Origin of the sequence: Streptomyces phaeolivaceus (assembly GCF_009184865.1) — a bacterium.
GTDB lineage: Bacteria > Actinomycetota > Actinomycetes > Streptomycetales > Streptomycetaceae > Streptomyces > Streptomyces phaeolivaceus.
In genome coordinates this window covers 6680703-6699618 of sequence record NZ_CP045096.1, presented here as the reverse complement: position 1 = coordinate 6699618, position 18916 = coordinate 6680703, and the positions used below count along the sequence as shown (strand labels likewise).

Annotated in this window: 11 protein-coding genes and 2 pseudogenes; 4 read left to right on the top strand and 9 right to left on the bottom strand. The window is 71.8% G+C overall.

Annotation, left to right across the window (positions count from 1 at the left end; translation table 11 throughout):
• Positions 1-335 precede the first annotated feature (335 nt).
• A pseudogene (locus tag F9278_RS31125) lies at positions 336-1739 on the top strand (PspC domain-containing protein); the annotation flags it as partial.
• 993 nt (positions 1740-2732) lie between these two features.
• Here the strand turns inward: F9278_RS31125 and F9278_RS31115 are convergent.
• Positions 2733-3278 (bottom strand): DoxX family protein, encoded by a 546-nt coding sequence (locus F9278_RS31115; protein ID WP_152171256.1) that lies wholly within the window; start codon positions 3276-3278, stop codon positions 2733-2735.
• Positions 3279-3874: 596 nt separating this feature from the next.
• Entirely contained in the window at positions 3875-5128 is a 1254-nt protein-coding gene (locus tag F9278_RS31110; protein ID WP_152174236.1) for a hypothetical protein, read from the bottom strand.
• Between the two features lie 439 nt (positions 5129-5567).
• Here F9278_RS31110 and F9278_RS31105 point away from each other — a divergent pair, with 439 nt between their 5' ends.
• Positions 5568-6482 carry a DUF4429 domain-containing protein gene (locus F9278_RS31105; protein ID WP_152171255.1) on the top strand — a complete coding sequence of 305 codons (915 nt, stop codon included), beginning with the start codon at positions 5568-5570 and terminating at the stop codon, positions 6480-6482.
• A gap of 118 nt (positions 6483-6600) precedes the next feature.
• On the opposite strand, the gene F9278_RS31100 is transcribed toward F9278_RS31105, so the two are convergent.
• Positions 6601-7395, bottom strand: a complete 795-nt coding sequence (locus F9278_RS31100) for a class II aldolase/adducin family protein (protein WP_152171254.1) — start codon at positions 7393-7395, stop codon at positions 6601-6603.
• A 220-nt stretch (positions 7396-7615) separates the two neighbouring features.
• Here F9278_RS31100 and F9278_RS31095 point away from each other — a divergent pair, with 220 nt between their 5' ends.
• Positions 7616-8098 carry a pyridoxamine 5'-phosphate oxidase family protein gene (locus tag F9278_RS31095; RefSeq protein WP_152171253.1) on the top strand — a complete coding sequence of 161 codons (483 nt, stop codon included), beginning with the start codon at positions 7616-7618 and terminating at the stop codon, positions 8096-8098.
• A gap of 65 nt (positions 8099-8163) precedes the next feature.
• Here the strand turns inward: F9278_RS31095 and guaA are convergent, their stop codons facing one another.
• Positions 8164-9744: a glutamine-hydrolyzing GMP synthase gene (gene guaA / locus F9278_RS31090; RefSeq protein WP_152171252.1), complete on the bottom strand. Its 1581-nt coding sequence runs from the start codon at positions 9742-9744 to the stop codon at positions 8164-8166.
• 856 nt (positions 9745-10600) lie between these two features.
• Here guaA and F9278_RS31085 point away from each other — a divergent pair.
• On the top strand, positions 10601-10888 hold the full coding sequence (locus tag F9278_RS31085; protein ID WP_152171251.1) for a chorismate mutase: 288 nt from the start codon (positions 10601-10603) through the stop codon (positions 10886-10888).
• A gap of 552 nt (positions 10889-11440) precedes the next feature.
• Here F9278_RS31085 and F9278_RS31080 read toward each other — a convergent pair.
• The 5 genes and pseudogenes from F9278_RS31080 to F9278_RS31060 form a co-directional block, all read right to left on the bottom strand.
• Complete coding sequence (locus tag F9278_RS31080; protein ID WP_152171250.1) at positions 11441-12190, bottom strand: hypothetical protein; 750 nt, start codon at positions 12188-12190, stop codon at positions 11441-11443.
• 298 nt (positions 12191-12488) lie between these two features.
• Positions 12489-14273 (bottom strand): GMC family oxidoreductase N-terminal domain-containing protein, encoded by a 1785-nt coding sequence (locus F9278_RS31075; protein WP_152171249.1) that lies wholly within the window; start codon positions 14271-14273, stop codon positions 12489-12491.
• A 39-nt stretch (positions 14274-14312) separates the two neighbouring features.
• Positions 14313-15968: a succinic semialdehyde dehydrogenase gene (locus tag F9278_RS31070; RefSeq protein ID WP_152171248.1), complete on the bottom strand. Its 1656-nt coding sequence runs from the start codon at positions 15966-15968 to the stop codon at positions 14313-14315.
• 175 nt (positions 15969-16143) lie between these two features.
• A pseudogene (locus F9278_RS31065) lies at positions 16144-17181 on the bottom strand (serine/threonine-protein kinase); the annotation flags it as partial.
• A 44-nt stretch (positions 17182-17225) separates the two neighbouring features.
• Positions 17226-18617: a diacylglycerol/lipid kinase family protein gene (locus F9278_RS31060; protein ID WP_152171247.1), complete on the bottom strand. Its 1392-nt coding sequence runs from the start codon at positions 18615-18617 to the stop codon at positions 17226-17228.
• Positions 18618-18916: the final 299 nt, after the last annotated feature.

The following is an 18916-nucleotide window of genomic DNA, read 5'->3' as shown; positions in this document are numbered from 1 at the left end:
CCCTGCGGCCCACCACCGAGCCACAGGACGCCGTGCCCCCACCGGGCACCGGGGCGGAAAAGCCGCGCGCGCACGGGGACGCGGGCCCAGACCCGCAGGCGGACGCGGGCTCGCGGGCGGGCGGACGCACGCACACAGGCGCGGGCGCGGATACGCACACGGGCACGCGGGCGGGCGCGGGCGCACCCGCGGATCAAGCGGTCACCGCCGGTCCTGACGGGGCCACCACCGACCCTGGCGGAGCCACCGCTGGAGGTTCCGGAGCCGCCGGAGGTACCGGAAGTACCGGAAGTACCGGAGGTGCCGGAAGTGCGGAAGGTGCCGCGTCTCCCGAAGCTGCCGAATCTCCGGGAGCTGCCGGCCGCCCCTCTCCCGACGCGGCTGGGCCATCCGCCTCCGCCCAGTCCACCCCCGGCCCGTCCACCCCCGGCTCGGCAGGGCAGCCCGCCCCGGACGATCCGGCCGGTGGCCCCGCCGCCCCGCACAAGTTCCGTCGGGATCGCCGGTACAAGATGCTGGGCGGTGTCTGCTCCGGGCTCGGGCGGCAGTGCGACATGGATCCGGTGATCTTCCGGGTGGTGCTCGCGGTCCTCGCCGCGACCGGCGGCCTCGGCCTGATCTTCTACGGCTTCGCCTGGCTGTTCGTGCCGTACGACGACGAGGAGGAGAACGAGGTACGCAAGCTGCTGACCGGCCGGGTCGACGGCCATGCGCTCACCGCCGTACTCTTCGCGCTGGTCGGCTGCGGTGTCTTCCTCACCATGCTGAGCAACACGAGCGTGCTGACCTTCTCCGTGGTCCTCTCCCTGCTCCTGGCCGGCGCGGGGTACTGGTCGCAGCACCGCGGCGCCCCCGACCCCGACCCGCTCGCCGCGCAGGCCGTCGCCGACGCGCCGCCGGAGGCCCAGGCGCCGCCCGTGGCCTCCGCCTACCCCTCCTGGTGGCGCGACCCGATAGTCAAGGACGGGACGCATGAGGGCGGCACGGGCTATCTGTGGGGGCCGTGGGGGACTCATGACCGGGACATGGCGGCGGCGTTCAACATCGCCCAGGGCGTGCCGCCCTCACGCCAGGACATACGCACCCCGCGCCCGCCGAAGCCACGAGGTCCGCGCTGGACGGGAGGATGGATATTCCTGCTCGCGCTGCTCGCCGGCGGTATCGGCACCGGTGCGACCTGGGAGGACCGCGCTCTGGCCGCCAGCCTGCAGACCGGCCTGGCCTGCGCGCTGACCGTGTTCGGCCTGGGCATAGCCCTGAGCGCCTTCCTGGGCCGTACGGGAGCGGGGTCGATCTTCCTGGCCTTGGTCACGGCCGGACTCCTGGCGTGCACGGCGGCGCTCCCGAGCAACATCACCACCGACTGGGTCCGTACGGAGTGGGCCCCGCGGAACGCGGAGAGCGTGGCGGCCCGCTACGAACTGGGGACGGGTGTGGGCACGCTGGACCTGTCCGAGATTGATCTACGGAAGGGGGACACGCTGACCACGAGCGTGGAGGTGGGCGCGGGCAAGGTGAAAGTGGTGGTTCCACCGGACGTCACCGTGCGGCTCGATGTCGAAGTGGGCCTCGGTGACATCCAGTTGCCGGGTGACGACAAGGAGGACGTGGACGTGGCACCGGACAAGAGCGAGCGGCTGACGCTGGCCCCCGAGAAGGGCTCGGCCGACGGCGGCACACTCACCATCGACCTCGAAGTCGGTCTGGGACAGGCGGAGGTGGCCCGTGCTGCGGCATGAGTTCCGCCCCGGAAAGCTGGTCGCAGGCCTCGTCCTCACCGCCGCCGGTGTCGTCTACCTCGGCGACGCGGGAGATGCCTGGGAGACACCGTGGTTCGTGGTGATCCCGCTCGTCGTCGGAGGGCTCTGTCTGGCGGGAGCGGTGGGGTTTCTGGATCACGCGATACGGGAGTGGCGGGGCGCCGGGCGGGCGGGTCCGAGAGGTTCTGCGGGACCGACGGGACCGACAGGCGGAGCCGGGCCGACCGGGGAGACCGGGCCGACTAGGGAGACCGGATCAGCGGGTGGGGCTGGGACAGCAGGTACGGCAGATGGGGAGAGGGACGCAGGGCCGAGAGGGTCGGTGGGGTGAGCGGATGCCGCAGAGGCTGCGGAGAAGGGAGGGCAGAGAGGCGAGATGCGGCGGGTTCGGCCGGACGGGCCAGCCAGGCCAGACGAGGGCGCCTCGCCAGTGAGGAACGGCTGGGCGTCGTGGAGAAGCTCCAAGGGCCATCCCCCGAGTGAGCGGAGGGCCGAAGTCGGAGATAGCGGCCGGACCAGGAGGGCAAGGGCAGGGCCAGGGACAGCGAGGGCCGGGCGGGGCCAGGAGGGTGAGGGCCAGACCAAGGTGCGGTCAGTGCGGGTGGTGGCCGGAGTCTGCCGTAGACCCGCCGGTGCGCTGCGGCGCGGGCAGAGGCGAGCCTTGGTGGCGGTCGCGGGCAGGGATCGGCACCAGGTGGGACGGGTCGGCCTTGATCTCGGGCCCGATGCCCAGGGAAGGCCGAGACCTCCGGCGCGGGCGGCTCGCCCAGCGCGGCTCACCCCGCGCGGCTGAGCCGCAGTGGCGGACCTGTGGCCGACGGACGGTGACCGGCGGACCTGTGGCTGGAAGAGCTGTGGCCGACGGACCTGTGGCCGGAAGAGCCGTAGTGGAAAGGCCGTGGCCGAAGGCTGTGGGCGCAGGCTGTGGCCGAAGGCTGTGCTCGAAGGATGTGGGCGAAGGCACCGTAGGGCTCAGTGGTAATTGCCCGCGCGGTGCCTGCTGCCGCCGCCGTGGCGGCGGGAGCGGATGGCCGCGTCCACGGAGAGGACCGGGGCGCCGGCGAGGATGAGGGGGATCCAGGCCATGAGGTAGGGGAGGTCGTTGCCGTAGTAGTACGGGGACGCGGACCAGCTGACTGTCAGCCAGAGGCTGAGGGAGATCAGGGCGCCGCCGACCGCGGCCAGACGGGTGAGGAAGCCGAGGAGGGTACCGATACCGACGGCCAGTTCGCCGATGGCGATGGCGTAGCCGAAGCCGACAGGGTTGTTGAGGGCCATGTCGATCATGGCTGGGATGGCGGAGGAGTCTCGGGCGGCGCTCATCATGTCGCCGATGGAGCCGGAGCCGGAGTCCGCCATGAACGCGCTGTCGGTGAGTTTGTCCAGGCCGGCGTAGATGAAGGTGACGGCGAGGAAGAGGCGTAGGGGTAGCAGGGCGTAGCGGGTGGCGGAGTCCCGCCAGTCCGGGCCGCCGTTGAGGTAGGGGGTGTGGGAGTCCGAGCGAATGTCGTGAGTCATGGTCTGCGCCGCCTCTTGTCCGCCGTGCCGTTGACCCCTCAACAGACGATACGTTCGAAGGGGTGGGGGTGCTCAATAGTTCAAGCGCGTTTTTCCGAGTCCCAGTGTCTTGTCGGGGGTCGGGTCGCCCAAGGGCTGCGCCCCTGCACCCTCACCGCGTCACGCCTCGCGGCAGCCCAGCCGTACAGGCTCCCGCGCGCGCCGACCCCGTCCCCACGTCGCGCCGGGCCCCGCCAGTCAGGCCCCGAACCCGTTCCTTTCCCGCCGCACACCCAAGAAGAGGCCTCGCCCAGACCCCACCAGGGGCGCTGCCACCCCGGTCCGACCGCAGCCACACAACCCTGCCAGGGCGGGCCAGCGTCCCCCCACCCTCCAGGCCCTGGTCCCCTAGGCCCCCGCACCCCGGGGCCCATACTCTCTGCACCCCTGCACCCCTGCACCCCTGCACCCCTGCACCCCTGCACCCCTGCACCCCTGCACCCCTGCACCCCTGCACCCCTGCACCCCAGGGCCCCAAGACCCCAGGGCCCCAGGGCCCCAGGGCCCCAAGACCCCATAGCTCCCGGTCAGGGCATGGTTCTCCGCTCGGCGGTTGGTCAGTCCGCTGAGACGTCGATCGTGTAGCGGTTGGTTTCGACGCCGGCGGCTGTGACGACCTGGACCTCGACCTTGCCGGGTTCGACGTCGGCGGGGACGGGGGCCGTGAGGACGGGGTCGGTGGGGTTGCTGAAGCCGCCGGTGACGGGGACGAGGGGGACATGGACGTGGACGGGGCCGATGCGGACGACCATGCGGGAGAGGTGGTCGGCGGTCTGGGCGCCGGGCGGGACGAAGCCGGAGCCGCGGATCTCGATGTCGTCGCCGTTGCGGATGGGGGCGTCGAGGTCGCCGGCCTCGCGGGCGCGGACCACGGAGAGGATGACGGGCCGGCCTCCCTCGGCGTACTTGCCGGCGACGTAGGTGGCGGCGGAGACCAGGACGAGGAGGGCGAGGCCCCAGGGGAGGTCGGGGAGTTGGTCGGGGCGGCGGGCGAGGCGGACCGCCGCGAAGGCGAGGGCGACGGCGCAGACGATGACGTACTGGATGTCCGTGAAGCTGCCGCGGCCCGAGTCGTCGGTGAGGAGGTCGGCGGCGCGGGGGCGGTGGGCGCGGACCTTCTGGAGGCGTTGGGACAGGACGCGCAGGCCGACCACGCGGCGGACCAGGACCGCGATGCCGCAGACGACGGCCAGGACGGTCACGATGCCCGCGCCACGGGCGAGGTCGAGGCCGGCGATGAGGGAGTCGCGTTCGCGGTGGTCGGAGGCGGCGGCGAGACGGCCGACGAGGACGAGGACCGCGAAGACGACGAAGAGGACCCAGCCGGCGGCGATCGCGCGGGAGGTGGAGAGACGGTTGTCCTCGCCGATGACCGGGGCGAGGGCGCCGCCGCGGGCGCGGTGCAGATATCCGGCGCCCGTCAGGGCCGCGCCCACCAGCAGGGCGGCGAGCAGACCGGCGGTGCGGGCGACCGTCCAGCCCGCGCCGATCGCGGTGAGGGACTGGACCAGGAGGAGGGTGACGACGGCGGCCCAGACCACGATCGCCGTGCGCAGCCACAGCCGGGCGAGCCAGGCCTCGCCCTCGACCCGACCGCGTTCGGCGACGAGGGCCGCGGACTGGGTGAGTTCGTCGGAGACCCACTGCCGGGAGGCGGACGCCGAGTGCGCGACGGCCGCCGGCAGCCCCTGCCCTGACGCGAACTCCTCCCGCTTCAGCAGGAACGCGGCCACCGCGCGCCGGTGTCCCGCGCGCGCCCCGTGCGGGCAGTCCCCGCATGTGCACCCGCCTTCATGGGCGCCCGCGCCCATGCCCCCTCTCGCCTCCTGCACCGCCACGCCCGAGCCCGCCTTCCCGCGCCGCGGGCGCCTGCGCGTCCGCGTCTCCCGGCATTCGCCGTCATCGTCATTACTGTTGAGTCGTACTGTCGAATTCACTGGTGCCGACGTCATCACTGCCGACGTCATCACTGTCGGCTTCAGTACCGCCGACGTCAGTGCCGCCGACGTCATGTTGCCGACGTCATGTTGTCGACGTCGGCGCCCGTGTCGGCGACTTCGTCGGGGCCGTCGTCGGACGTCGTACGTACGTCCGCTCACTACCACAGCCGTGCGGCCGTGCAACTGCCCCGTGATGACAGCGAATTGTGCCGTACGGAACACGGCCCGCGTCCGGCAGGTCCACTCCGTGCAAGGGAGGCGCGGGGTGAAGTCCCGGTGTCCGTGTTGACCCGGCTGGGAGAATCTCCCCATGGCCGAGATCATCCAGCGGGACGGGGCCTGGGCCTTCGACGGCAGCACGGTCCGGATCACGCCGGGCCTGCACCGTTCCGTGGCGCTGTTCCACCAGACGTACGGGGAGATCGCGGTGCCGCTGGAGGCGGTGGCCGGTGTCGTCCACGAGCCCGAACGCAAGCGCGGGCGGCTCCGGTTGCGGCTGCGCGAGGGCAGTGATCCGCTGCTCCAGGCCACCGGGGGACGGCTGCCGGACGCGGCCGACCCGTACCGGCTGACGGTCGATCTCGACCGTTCCGGGATCGCCGAGTACGTGGCGGAGGAGATACGGCAGTCGATGCTGCTGGAGCAGACGCCGAAGGAGCCCGCCGGGGCCTATCTCCTGCCGGGGCCGCCCGTGCCGGTGTCGGTGCGGTCCAGCGACGGGACGGCCTCGTTCGACGGGACGCGGGTGCGGATCGACTGGAGCGACACCTCGGACCGGGTGAAGCGCGCGACCGGTCCGCGGATCATCGACATCGGTGAGCTGGTGCGGGTCGAGTGGCTGCCCAACTCCGGTTACGAGGACGGGTTCCTGCGGTTCGTGACCCGGGAGACCGTGCACTCCAAGCTGCCGCCGGAGCGGGACCCGTTCGCGCTCGACCTGTGGGGCAGCACGCGTCGGGACCTGCTCACGGCGCTCGTCGCGACGGCGGTGACGGCACGGCTGCCGCATCCGTCGACGCGGGGTGCCGCCGGCGGTTCGGATGTGCCCCGGCCCGCGAGGCCCGCCGGCCCCGACCCCGACCCCGACCCCGACCCCGACCCCGACCCCGACCATCATGATGTCCTCCTTCGTCGCCTCCGTGAGTTGGGCGAACTCCACCGTGATGGTGTCCTGACGGTCGAGGAGTTCGCCGTCACGAAGGCGGCCGTACTCCGCGACTTCTGAGGGGCCTTCGCGAGGCCACCGTTCCCTCACGGTCGTCAGGCGTCCACAGGCGTCCACAGGTGTCTCGTTCTCGTGGCTGGTCGGGCGGTCCCCCGCGTCCCTGAAGGGGCGCTCCGGCTCAGCTCAGCAGGTCCGGCTCGCTACGGCTGATGTCCTGCCACAGCGGCTGGTAGTTGATCCAGGCCACGAGGTCGCCGCCGGCCTGTTCCCGGGTCGCCGCGGCCAGCCGGTGTTCGATGAGCAGCGGGCGGCCCGCGGCCTTCGCGGTCAGTTGCACCTGGGCCGAGCGTTCCATGGACAGGAACCACCAGGCCGCCGCGTCGACGGAGTCGCCGACCGTCAGCAGGCCGTGGTTGCGGAGCACCAGCGCCTTGCGGCTGCCGAGCACGGAGGCGATACGGCGGCCCTCGTCCGCGTCCACCGCGACGCCCGTGTAGTGGTCGTAGAGCGCCTGGTCCTCGTAGAACGCGCAGGACTCCTGGGTGATCGGGTCGAGCAGATCGCCGAGCGCGGCCAGCGCGCGGCCGTGCACGGAGTGACAGTGGGCGACCGCGACGACGTCGGGGCGGGCGGCGTGCACCTGGGCGTGGACGGTGAAGGCGGCCTGGTTCACGTGGTAGCGGCCCTCGATCACCTGGCCGTCCTGGTTGGCGAGGACCAGATCACTCACCGTGACGTGCTTGAACGGCATCCCGAACGGATTGACCCAGAAGCAGTCGCTGAACTCCGGGTCGCGCGCGGTGATGTGCCCCGAGACGCCCTCCTCGAACCCCAGTCGCCCGAAGATGCGCAGGGCCCCGGCCAGCCGTTCCTTGCGGTGCCGCCGCTCGTCCTCCGCCGACTCGTGCATCGGCGGCATGGCGAACCTGAGCTGGTCGGTGGGTAGGGGCAGGGGCGGTGTGGGCCCGTGCATGTGTCCTCCAGAGTGACTTCCTTTACGAACCGGAAGTTACCGTCGGTCCCCGGCGCAGAACAGGTCCGTCCGGTGAAGAGAGTGCGCAACCGTTACGCAAGTCACGGAAGCGAGTCAGGTGACCTGCCGCCGGGGTGGGCCTCCGGGTGCCCGGAGGGCCCTGTACATCGCTCGGGGTAACCGGACAGTGGATGTCGGGTATCCGCGCGAGACTCGACGTATGCCGGAAAATCATTCGAACTGGGGCGCGTTCGTCGCCGCCGAACCCGAGCTCGCACAGACGGTCGAGGCGCGTTTCGGCGCCTTCACCCATCACATCCTCGCCACCCTCCGCCGGGACGGCTCTCCTCGGACGACCGGGCTGGAGGTCCGGTTCGTGCACGGGGAACTGTGGCTGGGGATGATGCCCGACTCCCTCAAGGCGCTCGATCTGCGCCGCGACCCCCGCTTCGCGCTGCAGGCCAACCCCGGGCCCGGTACGGAGATGGGCGGCGGTGACGTACGGGTGAGCGGGCGGGCGGTCGAGGTCGACGATCCGGCGGTGAAGGCGGCGTACGGCGAAGAGGTGGAACCGCCGGAGCCGTTCCACCTCTTCCGCACCGAGCTGACGGAGGTCGTACGGACCTACGTCGAGGACGACAAGTATCTGGTCGTCCAGGTCTGGAAGCCCGGAGAGCCGGTGCGCACCCTCAAGCGGACCTGAACATCAACCTGAGCATCAACCTGAACATCGACCTGAACATCAAGTGAGGTGCGATCCCGTGGGATCTACTCCCACTCGATCGTCCCCGGCGGCTTGCTCGTCACGTCGAGGACGACGCGGTTGACGTCGGCGACCTCGTTGGTGATCCGGGTGGAGATCTTCGCGAGGACGTCGTACGGCAGTCGCGACCAGTCGGCGGTCATGGCGTCCTCGCTGGACACCGGGCGCAGGACGATGGGGTGGCCGTAGGTGCGGCCGTCGCCCTGGACGCCTACGGAGCGGACGTCGGCCAGGAGCACCACGGGGCACTGCCAGATGTCGCGGTCGAGGCCGGCGGCCGTCAGCTCCTCGCGGGCGATGGCGTCGGCCTCGCGGAGCAGGTCGAGGCGGTCCTTGGTGACCTCGCCGACGATCCGGATGCCGAGGCCGGGGCCGGGGAACGGCTGGCGCTGGACGATCTCCTCCGGGAGCCCCAGCTCCTGGCCGACCATCCGGACCTCGTCCTTGAAGAGCTTGCGGAGCGGCTCGATCAGCTTGAATTCGAGGTCTTCCGGCAGGCCGCCGACGTTGTGGTGGGACTTGATGTTCGCGGTGCCCGTGCCGCCGCCGGACTCGACGACGTCCGGGTACAGCGTGCCCTGGACGAGGAACGCGACCTCGGGGCCCTCGTCGGCGATGATCTCCGCCTGGGCCTGCTCGAACACGCGAATGAACTCGCGGCCGATGATCTTCCGCTTCTGCTCGGGGTCGGAGACCCCGGCGAGCGCCTTCAGGAACCGCTCCTCCGCGTCGACGACCTTCAACTGTACGCCGGTCGCGGCGACGAAGTCCTTCTCGACCTGCTCGGTCTCGTTCTTGCGCATCAGGCCGTGGTCGACGTACACGCAGGTCAGCTGGGAGCCGATGGCCTTCTGGACGAGGGCCGCGGCGACCGCGGAGTCCACTCCGCCGGAGAGGCCGCAGATCGCGCGCTTGTCGCCGACCAGCTCGCGGATGGCCTCGACCTGCTCCTCGATGACGTTGCCGGTGGTCCAGCTGGGGGTGATGCCCGCGCCACGGTAGAGGAAGTGCTCCAGCACCTGCTGGCCGTGCGTGGAGTGCATGACCTCCGGGTGGTACTGGACGCCGTACAGCTTCTTCTCGTCGTTCTCGAAGGCGGCGACCGGTACGACGTCGGTGGCGGCCGTGACGGTGAAGCCCTCGGGGGCGGCGGAGCAGGCGTCGCCGTGGGACATCCAGACGGACTGCTCGTCCGGGGTGCCCTCGAAGAGGGTCGAGCCCGACTTCGACACACGGAGGGGCGTACGGCCGTACTCGCGCGCCCCGGTGTTGTCGACGGTGCCGCCGAGGCTGGTGGCCATCAGCTGGAAGCCGTAGCACATGCCGAAGACGGGGACGCCGGCCTCGAAGAGCGCGCGGTCGAGGCGGGGGGCGCCCTCGGCGTAGACCGAGGAGGGGCCGCCGGAGAGGATGATCGCCGCCGGGTTCTTGGCGAGCATCTCCGCGACCGGCATGGTGCTCGGCACGATCTCGCTGTAGACCCGGGCCTCGCGGACCCGACGGGCGATGAGCTGGGCGTACTGGGCGCCGAAGTCGACGACCAGGACGGTGTCGGGGGCGGCGGCAGCGGGGTTCGCTGATGACACGGGGTGCCTTCCGGCGGTTGGGCGGGGGTCTGTGGTTGCCGAGTCTACCGGGGCGCCGTCACCCGAACCGGCCCACCGGTGGCTCCGCCCCGCACCCCCGCACCCCCGCACCCGGCCCCCGGCCCCCGGCCCCCGGCCCACCCACCACCCGACTCGGCCCGGCCGGAGCGGGATGAGTCCGGCCCGCCCGGCCGGGGGATGGGTCGGCTCACCCGGAGGGAACGGGGCCCAGCCCGACCGGAGCAGGACCTGGTCCGCCGAGAGGGGACATGGGCGGCCCGGTCGGAGGAGGACATGGTCGACCCGGTCGCAGCGAGAAGTGGGCCCGCCCGCAGCGCGGAGTCGCCCCGCCCGCAGCACCGAGTCGGCCCAGCCGCAGCGCGGAGTCGCCCCGCCCGCAGCGCCGAGCCAGCCCGGCCGCAGCCGCAGCCGCAGCCAAGCGTCGGTCCGGCCGCGGCGCGGAAGTCGCCCCAGCCCAGCCGAGCGTCGCCCCAGCCGCAGCCGAGCGTCGCCCGAGCCGCGGCGAAGCGTCGGTCCGGCTCGGTCCAGCCCGAGCGGCTGCCCCTCGGGCCGGTCCGAGGGGCAGCGCCGTCCGCCCCGGGCCCGGACCCGGACTCGGAAGCGCTGCCGTCGTCACTCGGCATACGTGTCATGCCATACTGACCCCCATGCTCACGCACCCGACCTTCCTCTTTACCTATGGCAACCGGCCCACCGGCTGCCATGGTCGTGCTGCTTGAGCCACTGACAAGCGACTTCCCCAGGCGCCCCGGGCCGACAAGGTCCGGGGCGTCTGGCGTTTCCGGGACTTGTCGCTTCGGGGAGTCCGTTTCGACTTCCGACGAGGAGCCCAGAGATGACCGTCACCTCCACCGAGAAGACCGGCGCCCGTACGTCCGAGGCCGCCGATGTGATCACCGGTGCCCGTGAGCGCATCGACACACTGGACGACCGGATCATCGGCCTGATCCAGGAACGCGTGGCGGTCTCCGCCGTGATCCAGGAGGCCCGCATCGAGTCCGGCGGCAGGCGCGTGAACCTGTCCCGCGAGATGGAGATCCTGGCCCACTACAGGGACGCCCTCGGCAAGCCCGGCACCGCGCTCGCCATGACCCTGCTGGAGCTGTGCCGGGGCCGCGTCTGACCGGCGCACGACGGCGGCGCACTCGCGGCGCACGTACGTACGCCTGCCTTCTCACCCGTACGGCGCGTGACCGTCGTCCGACACGCTTCGTTGGTGTCGGTGTCCGTGCCAGCCAGGTCCGGGCCCGAAAGAACCACGCGTGGCTCCGCTGGAGCGATGAGGCGTACGGATCGTGCCGTGCGCCGTGGGACCTCGCTCCAGGGTTGTGACCGGACGGCAGGGGACAGCAGCCCGGTCACCCAAGAGAACGGTCGGCTCCGGGGACGCCCGGGGCCGGCCGGCGGGATCCGTTCCAGGCGGGCGGACGGTTGCGGAGGCCGTTCCCCCCTCACGATGCGGAACGGACCGCCGCCTCCCCCTCGCCCCCAGATCCACCGCCTCACAGAACCACCATCCGAGCCGGCGGCGCACTCCCCCGGCGCCGCTCCCCGGCATCGACGACGCCCTGACGTCGGTGCTGACGCAGAAGGGCCCCGCGGTTCCAGCCGTCCCGCGGGGCCCTTCGTCATGTCGTGTTGCCGTGTCCGCTCGGCCGACGACTCGGCGCGCGGCTCAGCCGGCCACCTTCTCCAACTTCGCGACCTGCGCCTCCAGGATCTCGGCCGGCACCTCGGCCTTGTCCGCGTCGAGCATGTTCATCGAGGAGAACGTGACGAGCGTCGAGCCGCTGCGCACCACCGTGAAGGACATCGGGATCTTCGCGCCCTCGATGTCGCCCTTCAGCTTGTACGAGACGGCCTCGTCGCCCTGCTTCGGAGCGGTGAGGACCTCGATGTCGGTGTACTTGTTGCCGACCTGCTCGTACCCGTCGCAGCTCTCCGCGGCCTTGCGCAGATCGGCGATCACCTTCTCGGCGTCGCTCTGCTCGTGCGAGGCGAGGGCGAGGGCCATGACGGTGGCGGAGATGTCGCTCACCGAGGTGACCCTGCGTCCGGCCCGGTCCTTCGCCTGCGGGTCGGAGGTGAAGTAGAACATGTCCGCGAGGGGCTGGCAGGCGGCCGGCTCCGCGGGAACGGGTACGGCGGGCATCTCGTCCGCCGGCATCTCGGAGATCGTGTACCCCTTGACGTCCCCCTTCGCGAGGGCCGCCTCCTTCAGCTGGGCCTCGGTCAGCGCGGGCTTGCCGGCCGCGTCCTGCCCGTCCTTCGCGTCCCCGGCCGCCGTCGCGCTGCCGCTGGCCGAGGACTTCGCGTCCTCGTCACCGCCCCCACCGCACGCCGCCGTGAATCCCAGCGTGGCCGCGACCGAGACGGCCACCGCCATCCGCGAGATCTTCGGCTTTCCCAGCTTCGTCGACTTCATGTCCCCCACCTCAACGACTGTCCATACATGCCTCACAGAGGCCTCACGGGGCACATCAGATCATGTGTGCGACCACGCGCCACAACTGGTTTCCCTTAACACTTCAGCCCCAGCGGAATGTGACTCACGTCACACGAAAAACTGTTATCCCAAGGGCAACCCTTCACCCCACTCGCAGGTCACACCTGGCACACGAGAGAAGGACCCGCGCTCGGAGGGGGGTGCGGGTCCTTCTCCGTTGTCTTGCGACCTACGACGTGTGACATACGAGTTGCGAGATGCGAGATGCGAGATGCGACTACCGCTTCTTCGGCGGCACCGTCGGCACCGGTACGAGCGGCAGCCGCAGCGCGCCGAACGCGTCCGCCGGGACCGCCGGGTGCCGGGGCTCCACCGGAGCGAGGCGTTCGTAGGCCGCGCCGGGGGCCGGGCGGTGGTCGGGCTCGCCGTTGTTGGGCCAGTACGACATCGCGCGCTCGGCCTGGGCGGTGATCGTCAGGGACGGGTTGACGCCCAGGTTCGCGGAGACGGCGGCGCCGTCGACGACGGAGATACCGGGGTGGCCGTACAGCCGGTGGTACGGGTCGATCACACCGTCGGCCGCCGTGGCGCCGATGGGGCAGCCGCCGAGGAAGTGCGCGGTGAGCGGGGTGCCCATCAGCTCGCCCACGTTGCTGCCGGCGAAACCGTTGATCTCGGCGGCGATCGTCGAGGCGGCGGTCGAAGCGGCCTCGATCTGCCTGGGGTTGGGCGCGCCGTGACCCTGACGTGCCGTCAACAGGCCCTTGCCCGGCCCCTTCGGCTTCAGATGGGTCGACAGGGAGTTGTCCAGGGACTGCATCACCAGGCCGATGATGGTCCGCTCCGACCAGCGGCGGTTGGAGAGCGAACGGGCCACCAGCAGCGGGTGCTTGGCCGCGTACGCCAGCCAGCCGAGGACCCGTGTGGTCCCGGACGCGGTGCCGCCCGCGTAGGGGACCTGGAGGATCGACAGGCCGCCCATCGCGTTGGAGCCCCTGCCGTAGCGGACGGGCTCGATATGGGTGTTCTCGTCGGGGTGGATGGAGGAGGTGATCGCCACGCCCCGGGTGAAGTCGACCTCGGGCACGCCGTGCGCCTTGCGGTAGCGGCGGTTGTCGGTCTGGGCGCCGACCAGGGCCTCGGAGTTGGTGCGGGTCAGCATGCCCAACCGGTCCGAGAGGTGCGGGAGTTGGCCGTTCGCCTTCATCCGGTGCAGCAGGGTCTGGGTGCCGTAGGTGCCGGCCGCGAGGACGACCCGGCGGGCCTTCAGGACCCGGGACTCGCCCTTTCTCCGGTTGTCGGTCGGCAGCGTCGTCACGGCGTAGCCGCCCCGCGAGTCCTCCGTCACGGCCACGACCGTGGTCATCGGGTGGACGACCGCGCCCTCCTTCTCGGCGAGGTGCAGGTAGTTCTCGTTGAGGGTGTTCTTCGCGCCGTGGCGGCAGCCGGTCATGCACTCGCCGCACTCGGTGCAGGCGTTGCGGGCGGGGCCCGCGCCGCCGAAGTAGGGGTCCGCGACCCGGTCGCCGGGGGCGGCCTTGGCCGTGCCGTCGGCGTCCTCGCCGTCACCGAAGAAGACGCCGACCGGGGCGAGGTGGAAGCTGTCGCCGACGCCCATCCGCTCGGCGGCGGCCTTGAGGTGCACGTCGGAGGGGGTCATCGTCGGGTTGAGCCGTACGCCGAGCATGCGGCGGGCCTGGTCGTAGTACGGCTTCAGCTCCTCCTGCCAGTCGGTGATGTCCTTCCACTGCGGGTCCTCGAAGAACGGCTTCGGCGGGACGTAGAGGGTGTTGGCGTAGTTGAGGGAGCCGCCGCCCACGCCGGCTCCGGCCAGCACCATGACGTTGCCGAGCAGATGGATGCGCTGGATGCCGTAGAGCCCGAGTCCGGGCGCCCAGAGGTAGTTCTTGAGGTCCCAGGAGTTCTTGGGGAGGGTGGCGCGGGTGAAGCGGCGGCCCGCTTCGAGCACGCCGACGCGGTAGCCCTTCTCGGTCAGGCGCAGGGCGGTGACCGAACCGCCGAAGCCGGAGCCGACGACGATGACGTCGTAGTCGTACGACACGTGCTCTCCTCGTTGGGAACGGTGGGCGGGCCGGAAGACCTAGCGGAGCCGGAGCGCCTTCATCGCCCTCAGGCTGCGGCTCATGAACTGGGCGTACTTCTCGTCGTCCATGCCGAGGGACGGGGCCATGGGCAGCAGGCGCTGCTGGGCGACCGTCTGGGCCTCGGTGTACTTGAGGATGCCCTCGGAGCCGTGGCGGCGGCCGAGGCCGGAGTCCTTCATGCCGCCCATGGGGGACTGGACGGAACCGTAGGCGGAGGCGTAGCCCTCGTTGACGTTGACCGTGCCGGCGCGGACGCGGGAGGCGACCTCGCGGCCCCGGCGGCCGTCCTTGGTCCAGACGGAGGCGTTGAGGCCGTACGCCGTGGAGTTGGCCTCCTCGATCGCCGCGTCCTCGTCCTTGAAGCGGTAGATGGAGACGACCGGGCCGAAGGTCTCCTCCGTGCACACGGACATGGGTTCCGTGACGCCGTCGAGGATGGTCGGCTCGTAGAAGTAGGGGCCGATGTCGGGGCGGGCCACACCGCCCGCGACCAGCTTCGCGCCCTTCTCCACGGCCTCGTCGACATGGCGGGTGACGGTCTCCAGCTGGCGTTCGCCGACGAGGGAGCCCATCTCGGCGCCGTACGCGAGGGACTTGCCGAGGCGCATGGCCTTCGTGCGGGCGGCGAAGCGCTCCAGGAAGGCGTCGGCGATGGACTCGTGGACGTACAACCGCTCGATGGAGATGCAGAGTTGGCCGGCCGAGCTGAAGCAGGCGCGGACGGCGCCCGCGGCGGCCTTCTCTATGTCGGCGTCCTGAAGGACCAGCATCGCGTTCTTGCCGCCGAGTTCGAGGGAGACGCCGACGAGCCGGGCGGCGGCGCCCTGGGCGACCTCGCGGCCGGTGCGGGTGGAGCCGGTGAAGGAGACGTAGTCGGCGTGCTTGACGACCTCGGGGCCGATGACCGGGCCCTCGCCGAGGACGACCTGGAAGACATCGGCGGGCAGACCGGCCTCGATGAGCAGGTCACGGGCCCACAGGGCGGTGAGGCAGGTCTCGGTGTCCGGCTTCATGACCACCGCGTTGCCGGCCACGAAGGCGGGGATGGCGTCGCCGACGGAGAGTTCGAGCGGGTAGTTCCAGGGGGCGATCTGGCCGATGACCCCGCGCGGGTGGCGGAGTTCGGTGACCTTGGTGAGGGTCGGTACGGCGCCGGTGTGCCGCTTCGGCTTGAGGTAGAACGGGGCCTTGCGGCCGTAGTGGCGGGCGGCGACCGCGACGGCCTGGACCTCCTCGTGGGCGTGCAGACGGGCCTTGCCGGTCTCCAGCTGGATGAGGTCGAGGACCTCGGCCTGGCGTTCGAGGACCAGGTCGTGGAAGCGGAGGAGGACGGCGGCGCGTTCGCGCACGGGACGCTGGGCCCAGACGGCCTGGGCGGCGCGGGCCCGCTCGTAGGCCTTCTCCACGTCCTCGGGCGTGGACTCCGGCAGGTCGGCCAGCTTCTCGCCGGTGAACGGCGTGTGGTTGGCGGTCCGGCCGGAGCCGACCACGCCCTTGGTGAGCTGGGCGACCAGTTCGGGGGTGACCACGTCGGCGGCGGTACGGGCGCCCTGCGGCGCCGCCGCGAGGGGGTTGGTGCCGGTCGTCCGTGCCGTGCCGGTCGTTCCCGTGGTGGTCGTGCCGGTCTTTTCGGGGGCCTGCGAGTCCGTCATGACGCGCAGGGTATTCCGGACCGGACGACTTTGGGTACCCGGCGGTAACAGGGTTTCACCGGGCGCACACACCACGCCAGTGATCGCTGGCAACGAAGTCGCTGATCAGCGGGTCGGGGCGTACGGTGCGGGCGCGAATGCGGCGTGGATCACGCCGTTCGCGTCACCGGCGCACCGGTACGGCCCCGCCCCCGGCTATCGCCCCCAGCGCCGCCGTCACCTCGTCGGCGCCGGGCCGGGCCGTCGGGTTCCTGGCGAGGAGGCGGCGGAGCAGCGGGGCGAGCGGGCCCGCGTGTTCGGGGGGTGGCGGGTCGGCGGCGAGGATCGCGGCGAGGGTGGACTCCGGGGTCGTACGGCGGAACGGGGACCGGCCCTCGACGGCGGTGTGGAGGAGGACGCCGAGGGACCACAGGTCGGAGGGCGGACCGGCGGTACGGCCGGACACGCGCTCGGGGGCGACGAAGTCGAGCGGGCCGGCGAAGTCCCCGCCCGCGGTGAAGGCCTCCTCGCCCTGGACCTGGGCCATGCCGAAGTCGGTGAGGACGACGCGTCCGTGCGGGCCGAGGAGGACGTTGGCCGGTTTGACGTCACGGTGGACGATGCCGACGCTGTGCGCGGCGTGCAGCGCGCCGACGACGGCGAGGCCGATCCGCGCGGTCTCGGCGGGGCCGAGCCTGCCGCGCCGGAACACCTCGTGGAGGGACTCGCCGCGGACCCACTCCATGACGATCCAGGGCCGGTCGTCCTCGATCACTACATCGTGGATGGTGACGGCGGACGGATGGTCGACGCGGGCGGCGGCGCGCGCCTCGTGGTAGAGGCGGTGGGCGGCCCGCCGCCGCACCTCGCACTCGGGGTCGTCCGGCCAGTCCGACCCATCCGGCCCGTCCGACCCATCCGGCCCGTCCGGCCTGTCCATGGGCGGCACGGAACCGACCGGGACTCCCGGGTACCTCGAACCACCCGGTGACCGGGGCTGTTTGACGGCGACCTCACGCTCGACGAACTCGTCGACGGCCCTCCACACCGTGCCGCCACCCCCGTCCCCGTCCCCGTCCCCGCCCCCGCCCCCGCCCCTGGAGCCGATCCGCTCGGTGAGCCGGTAGCGCCCGGCGATCAACCGGCCGCCGTCGCCCCTTTCCGGACCGGGGTCGGCACACCGAAGCGTGCCGTACCGACGTGCGCCATTCAGATGTTCGACGTCGTCGCTCATGCCTCATCACTACCACCATCATCACCACCCGGCGGAACGGGCGGCTAACGCCACCGGTCCCACAACTGCTGGGCCCAGCCGTACCGTTCGCGATGCTTGGGCAGGGCCGTGCGGCCGACCGCGGCGGCGAGCTTGCGCAGTCGGCGCCAGTCGAGCGGCGGCTTGGGCTCGGGGACCCCGGGCCGGTCGCGGGGCACGCGCACACGCAGGGCCTTCGGTGAGACCCGGCAGTGGACGGGGGTCGGCAGGACGAGCGCCTCGCCGTCGACGCCGACCTCGATCTCCGGCTGGTCGGCCTCGACGACGATCTCGTCCGCGACGAGAAGGCTGAGGCCGGGGGCGTTCGGGCCGAGGACCATTCCGGCGGCCTCGGCGGCGCTGTCGACGCGGACGCCGACGACACCCAGCACCCCGGCGTCCAGCCGCTCCCGGCGGCCGAGGCCGACGAGGTCGTCGCTGCGGTACACGTTGTTGCTGACGAGCACGGCCTGGGGCGCGTCGATGACGGCCTCCCCGATCCGGGCGGTCAGGCGCGGCCCCCGCTGGTGCGTGAGCAGTTCGGGCAGCAGCTCCAGGGTGGTGCGGACCTTGTCGTCGCGGTAGGCGGGGCTCTGCACGACGGCGGCGTACGCGCCGAAGGAGGCGTTGTTCACGAAGGGGTGGCCGCTGGCGTAGCCGAGGTCGACATGGAGTTCGACGCCCTTGTCCGTGAGGGCGTCGAGGCAGGCGGCCGGGTTGTCGCGGTCGAGGCCGAGGTCCATCGCGAAGTGGTTGCGGGTGCCCGCCGAGATGACGAGGAGCGGCACGTCGTACGCCGCCGCGATCGCCGCGACCTGGGCCTGGGTCCCGTCGCCACCGGCCACGCCGAGCAGGTCGGCGCCGTTCCTGACGGCGTCCCGGGCCAGTATGGCGACGTCCTCGTGGTGCGCGGGGTCGAGGAGATGGACGGTGGCGCCGAGGCGTTCGGCCCGCTCCCTCAGCCGGAAGCGCTCGACCTTTCCGCCCCCGGACTTGGGGTTCATGATCAGGAAGGGGCGGGTGGGGGCCGGGGTGCGGTGCTCGGGCACCTGGACCACATGGGACTTGGTGCTGCTGAGGGCGAACTTGCCGGACCAGACGGCGACGGCCCACAGGGCGGCCGAGACGATCACGACCCACAGCAGATTGACGGCGGCGAACCACCAGATGACCCCGACCGGCGCGGCCACGGCCAGCACGCCCGCCGCGACGCGGACGGCGCCGCGATGGACGAGCACCCACCACAGCGCGGCCACGGTGAGACCGGCGCCGAGTACGACCCCGGCGACGAGCAGCAGGCTCGCCCCGCGCGCGTAGCCGAGCGGCAGCAGGACGGCGAGGACCGCGCAGCCGAGTGCGGCCCTGGCCGCCCAGCGCTGTCTCGCGTGAGCCCGCACGTCCAGATGTTCGATGCCCACGCTCGCTCGCCTCTCGCGCCGATCATGCACTTGACACGGCATGTTAGGGGCAAGAGGCCGGACAAAGCGATGGCCCCCGGACTCCGGCCGCGTCACCCCTCGACGGTCCCCGCCGAAAGACACCGCAGGACGCCGCAGGACGCCGCAAGACACCGAAGGACACCGAAGGACACCGAAGGACACCGAAGGACGCGGCGGCCTGCCCGCTTGGCATCGGTTCGAGCGGGCCGCCTATAGTCCGATGACCCGAAGGCAACGGTCGCCTGCGGTCAGGACGTTCGAAGGGCAGGTGGCCGTGC

What these genes read in the sequence shown, in the direction of transcription:
- F9278_RS31095 (WP_152171253.1), top strand. Translation starts at nt 7,616, where the DNA reads ATGCCGGAAAATCATTCGAACTGGGGCGCGTTCGTCGCCGCCGAACCC.
- F9278_RS31100 (WP_152171254.1), bottom strand. Translation starts at nt 7,395, where the DNA reads ATGCACGGGCCCACACCGCCCCTGCCCCTACCCACCGACCAGCTCAGG.
- F9278_RS31105 (WP_152171255.1), top strand. Translation starts at nt 5,568, where the DNA reads ATGGCCGAGATCATCCAGCGGGACGGGGCCTGGGCCTTCGACGGCAGC.
- F9278_RS31110 (WP_152174236.1), bottom strand. Translation starts at nt 5,128, where the DNA reads ATGGGCGCGGGCGCCCATGAAGGCGGGTGCACATGCGGGGACTGCCCG.
- F9278_RS31115 (WP_152171256.1), bottom strand. Translation starts at nt 3,278, where the DNA reads ATGACTCACGACATTCGCTCGGACTCCCACACCCCCTACCTCAACGGC.
- F9278_RS31085 (WP_152171251.1), top strand. Translation starts at nt 10,601, where the DNA reads ATGACCGTCACCTCCACCGAGAAGACCGGCGCCCGTACGTCCGAGGCC.
- F9278_RS31080 (WP_152171250.1), bottom strand. Translation starts at nt 12,190, where the DNA reads ATGAAGTCGACGAAGCTGGGAAAGCCGAAGATCTCGCGGATGGCGGTG.
- F9278_RS31070 (WP_152171248.1), bottom strand. Translation starts at nt 15,968, where the DNA reads ATGACGGACTCGCAGGCCCCCGAAAAGACCGGCACGACCACCACGGGA.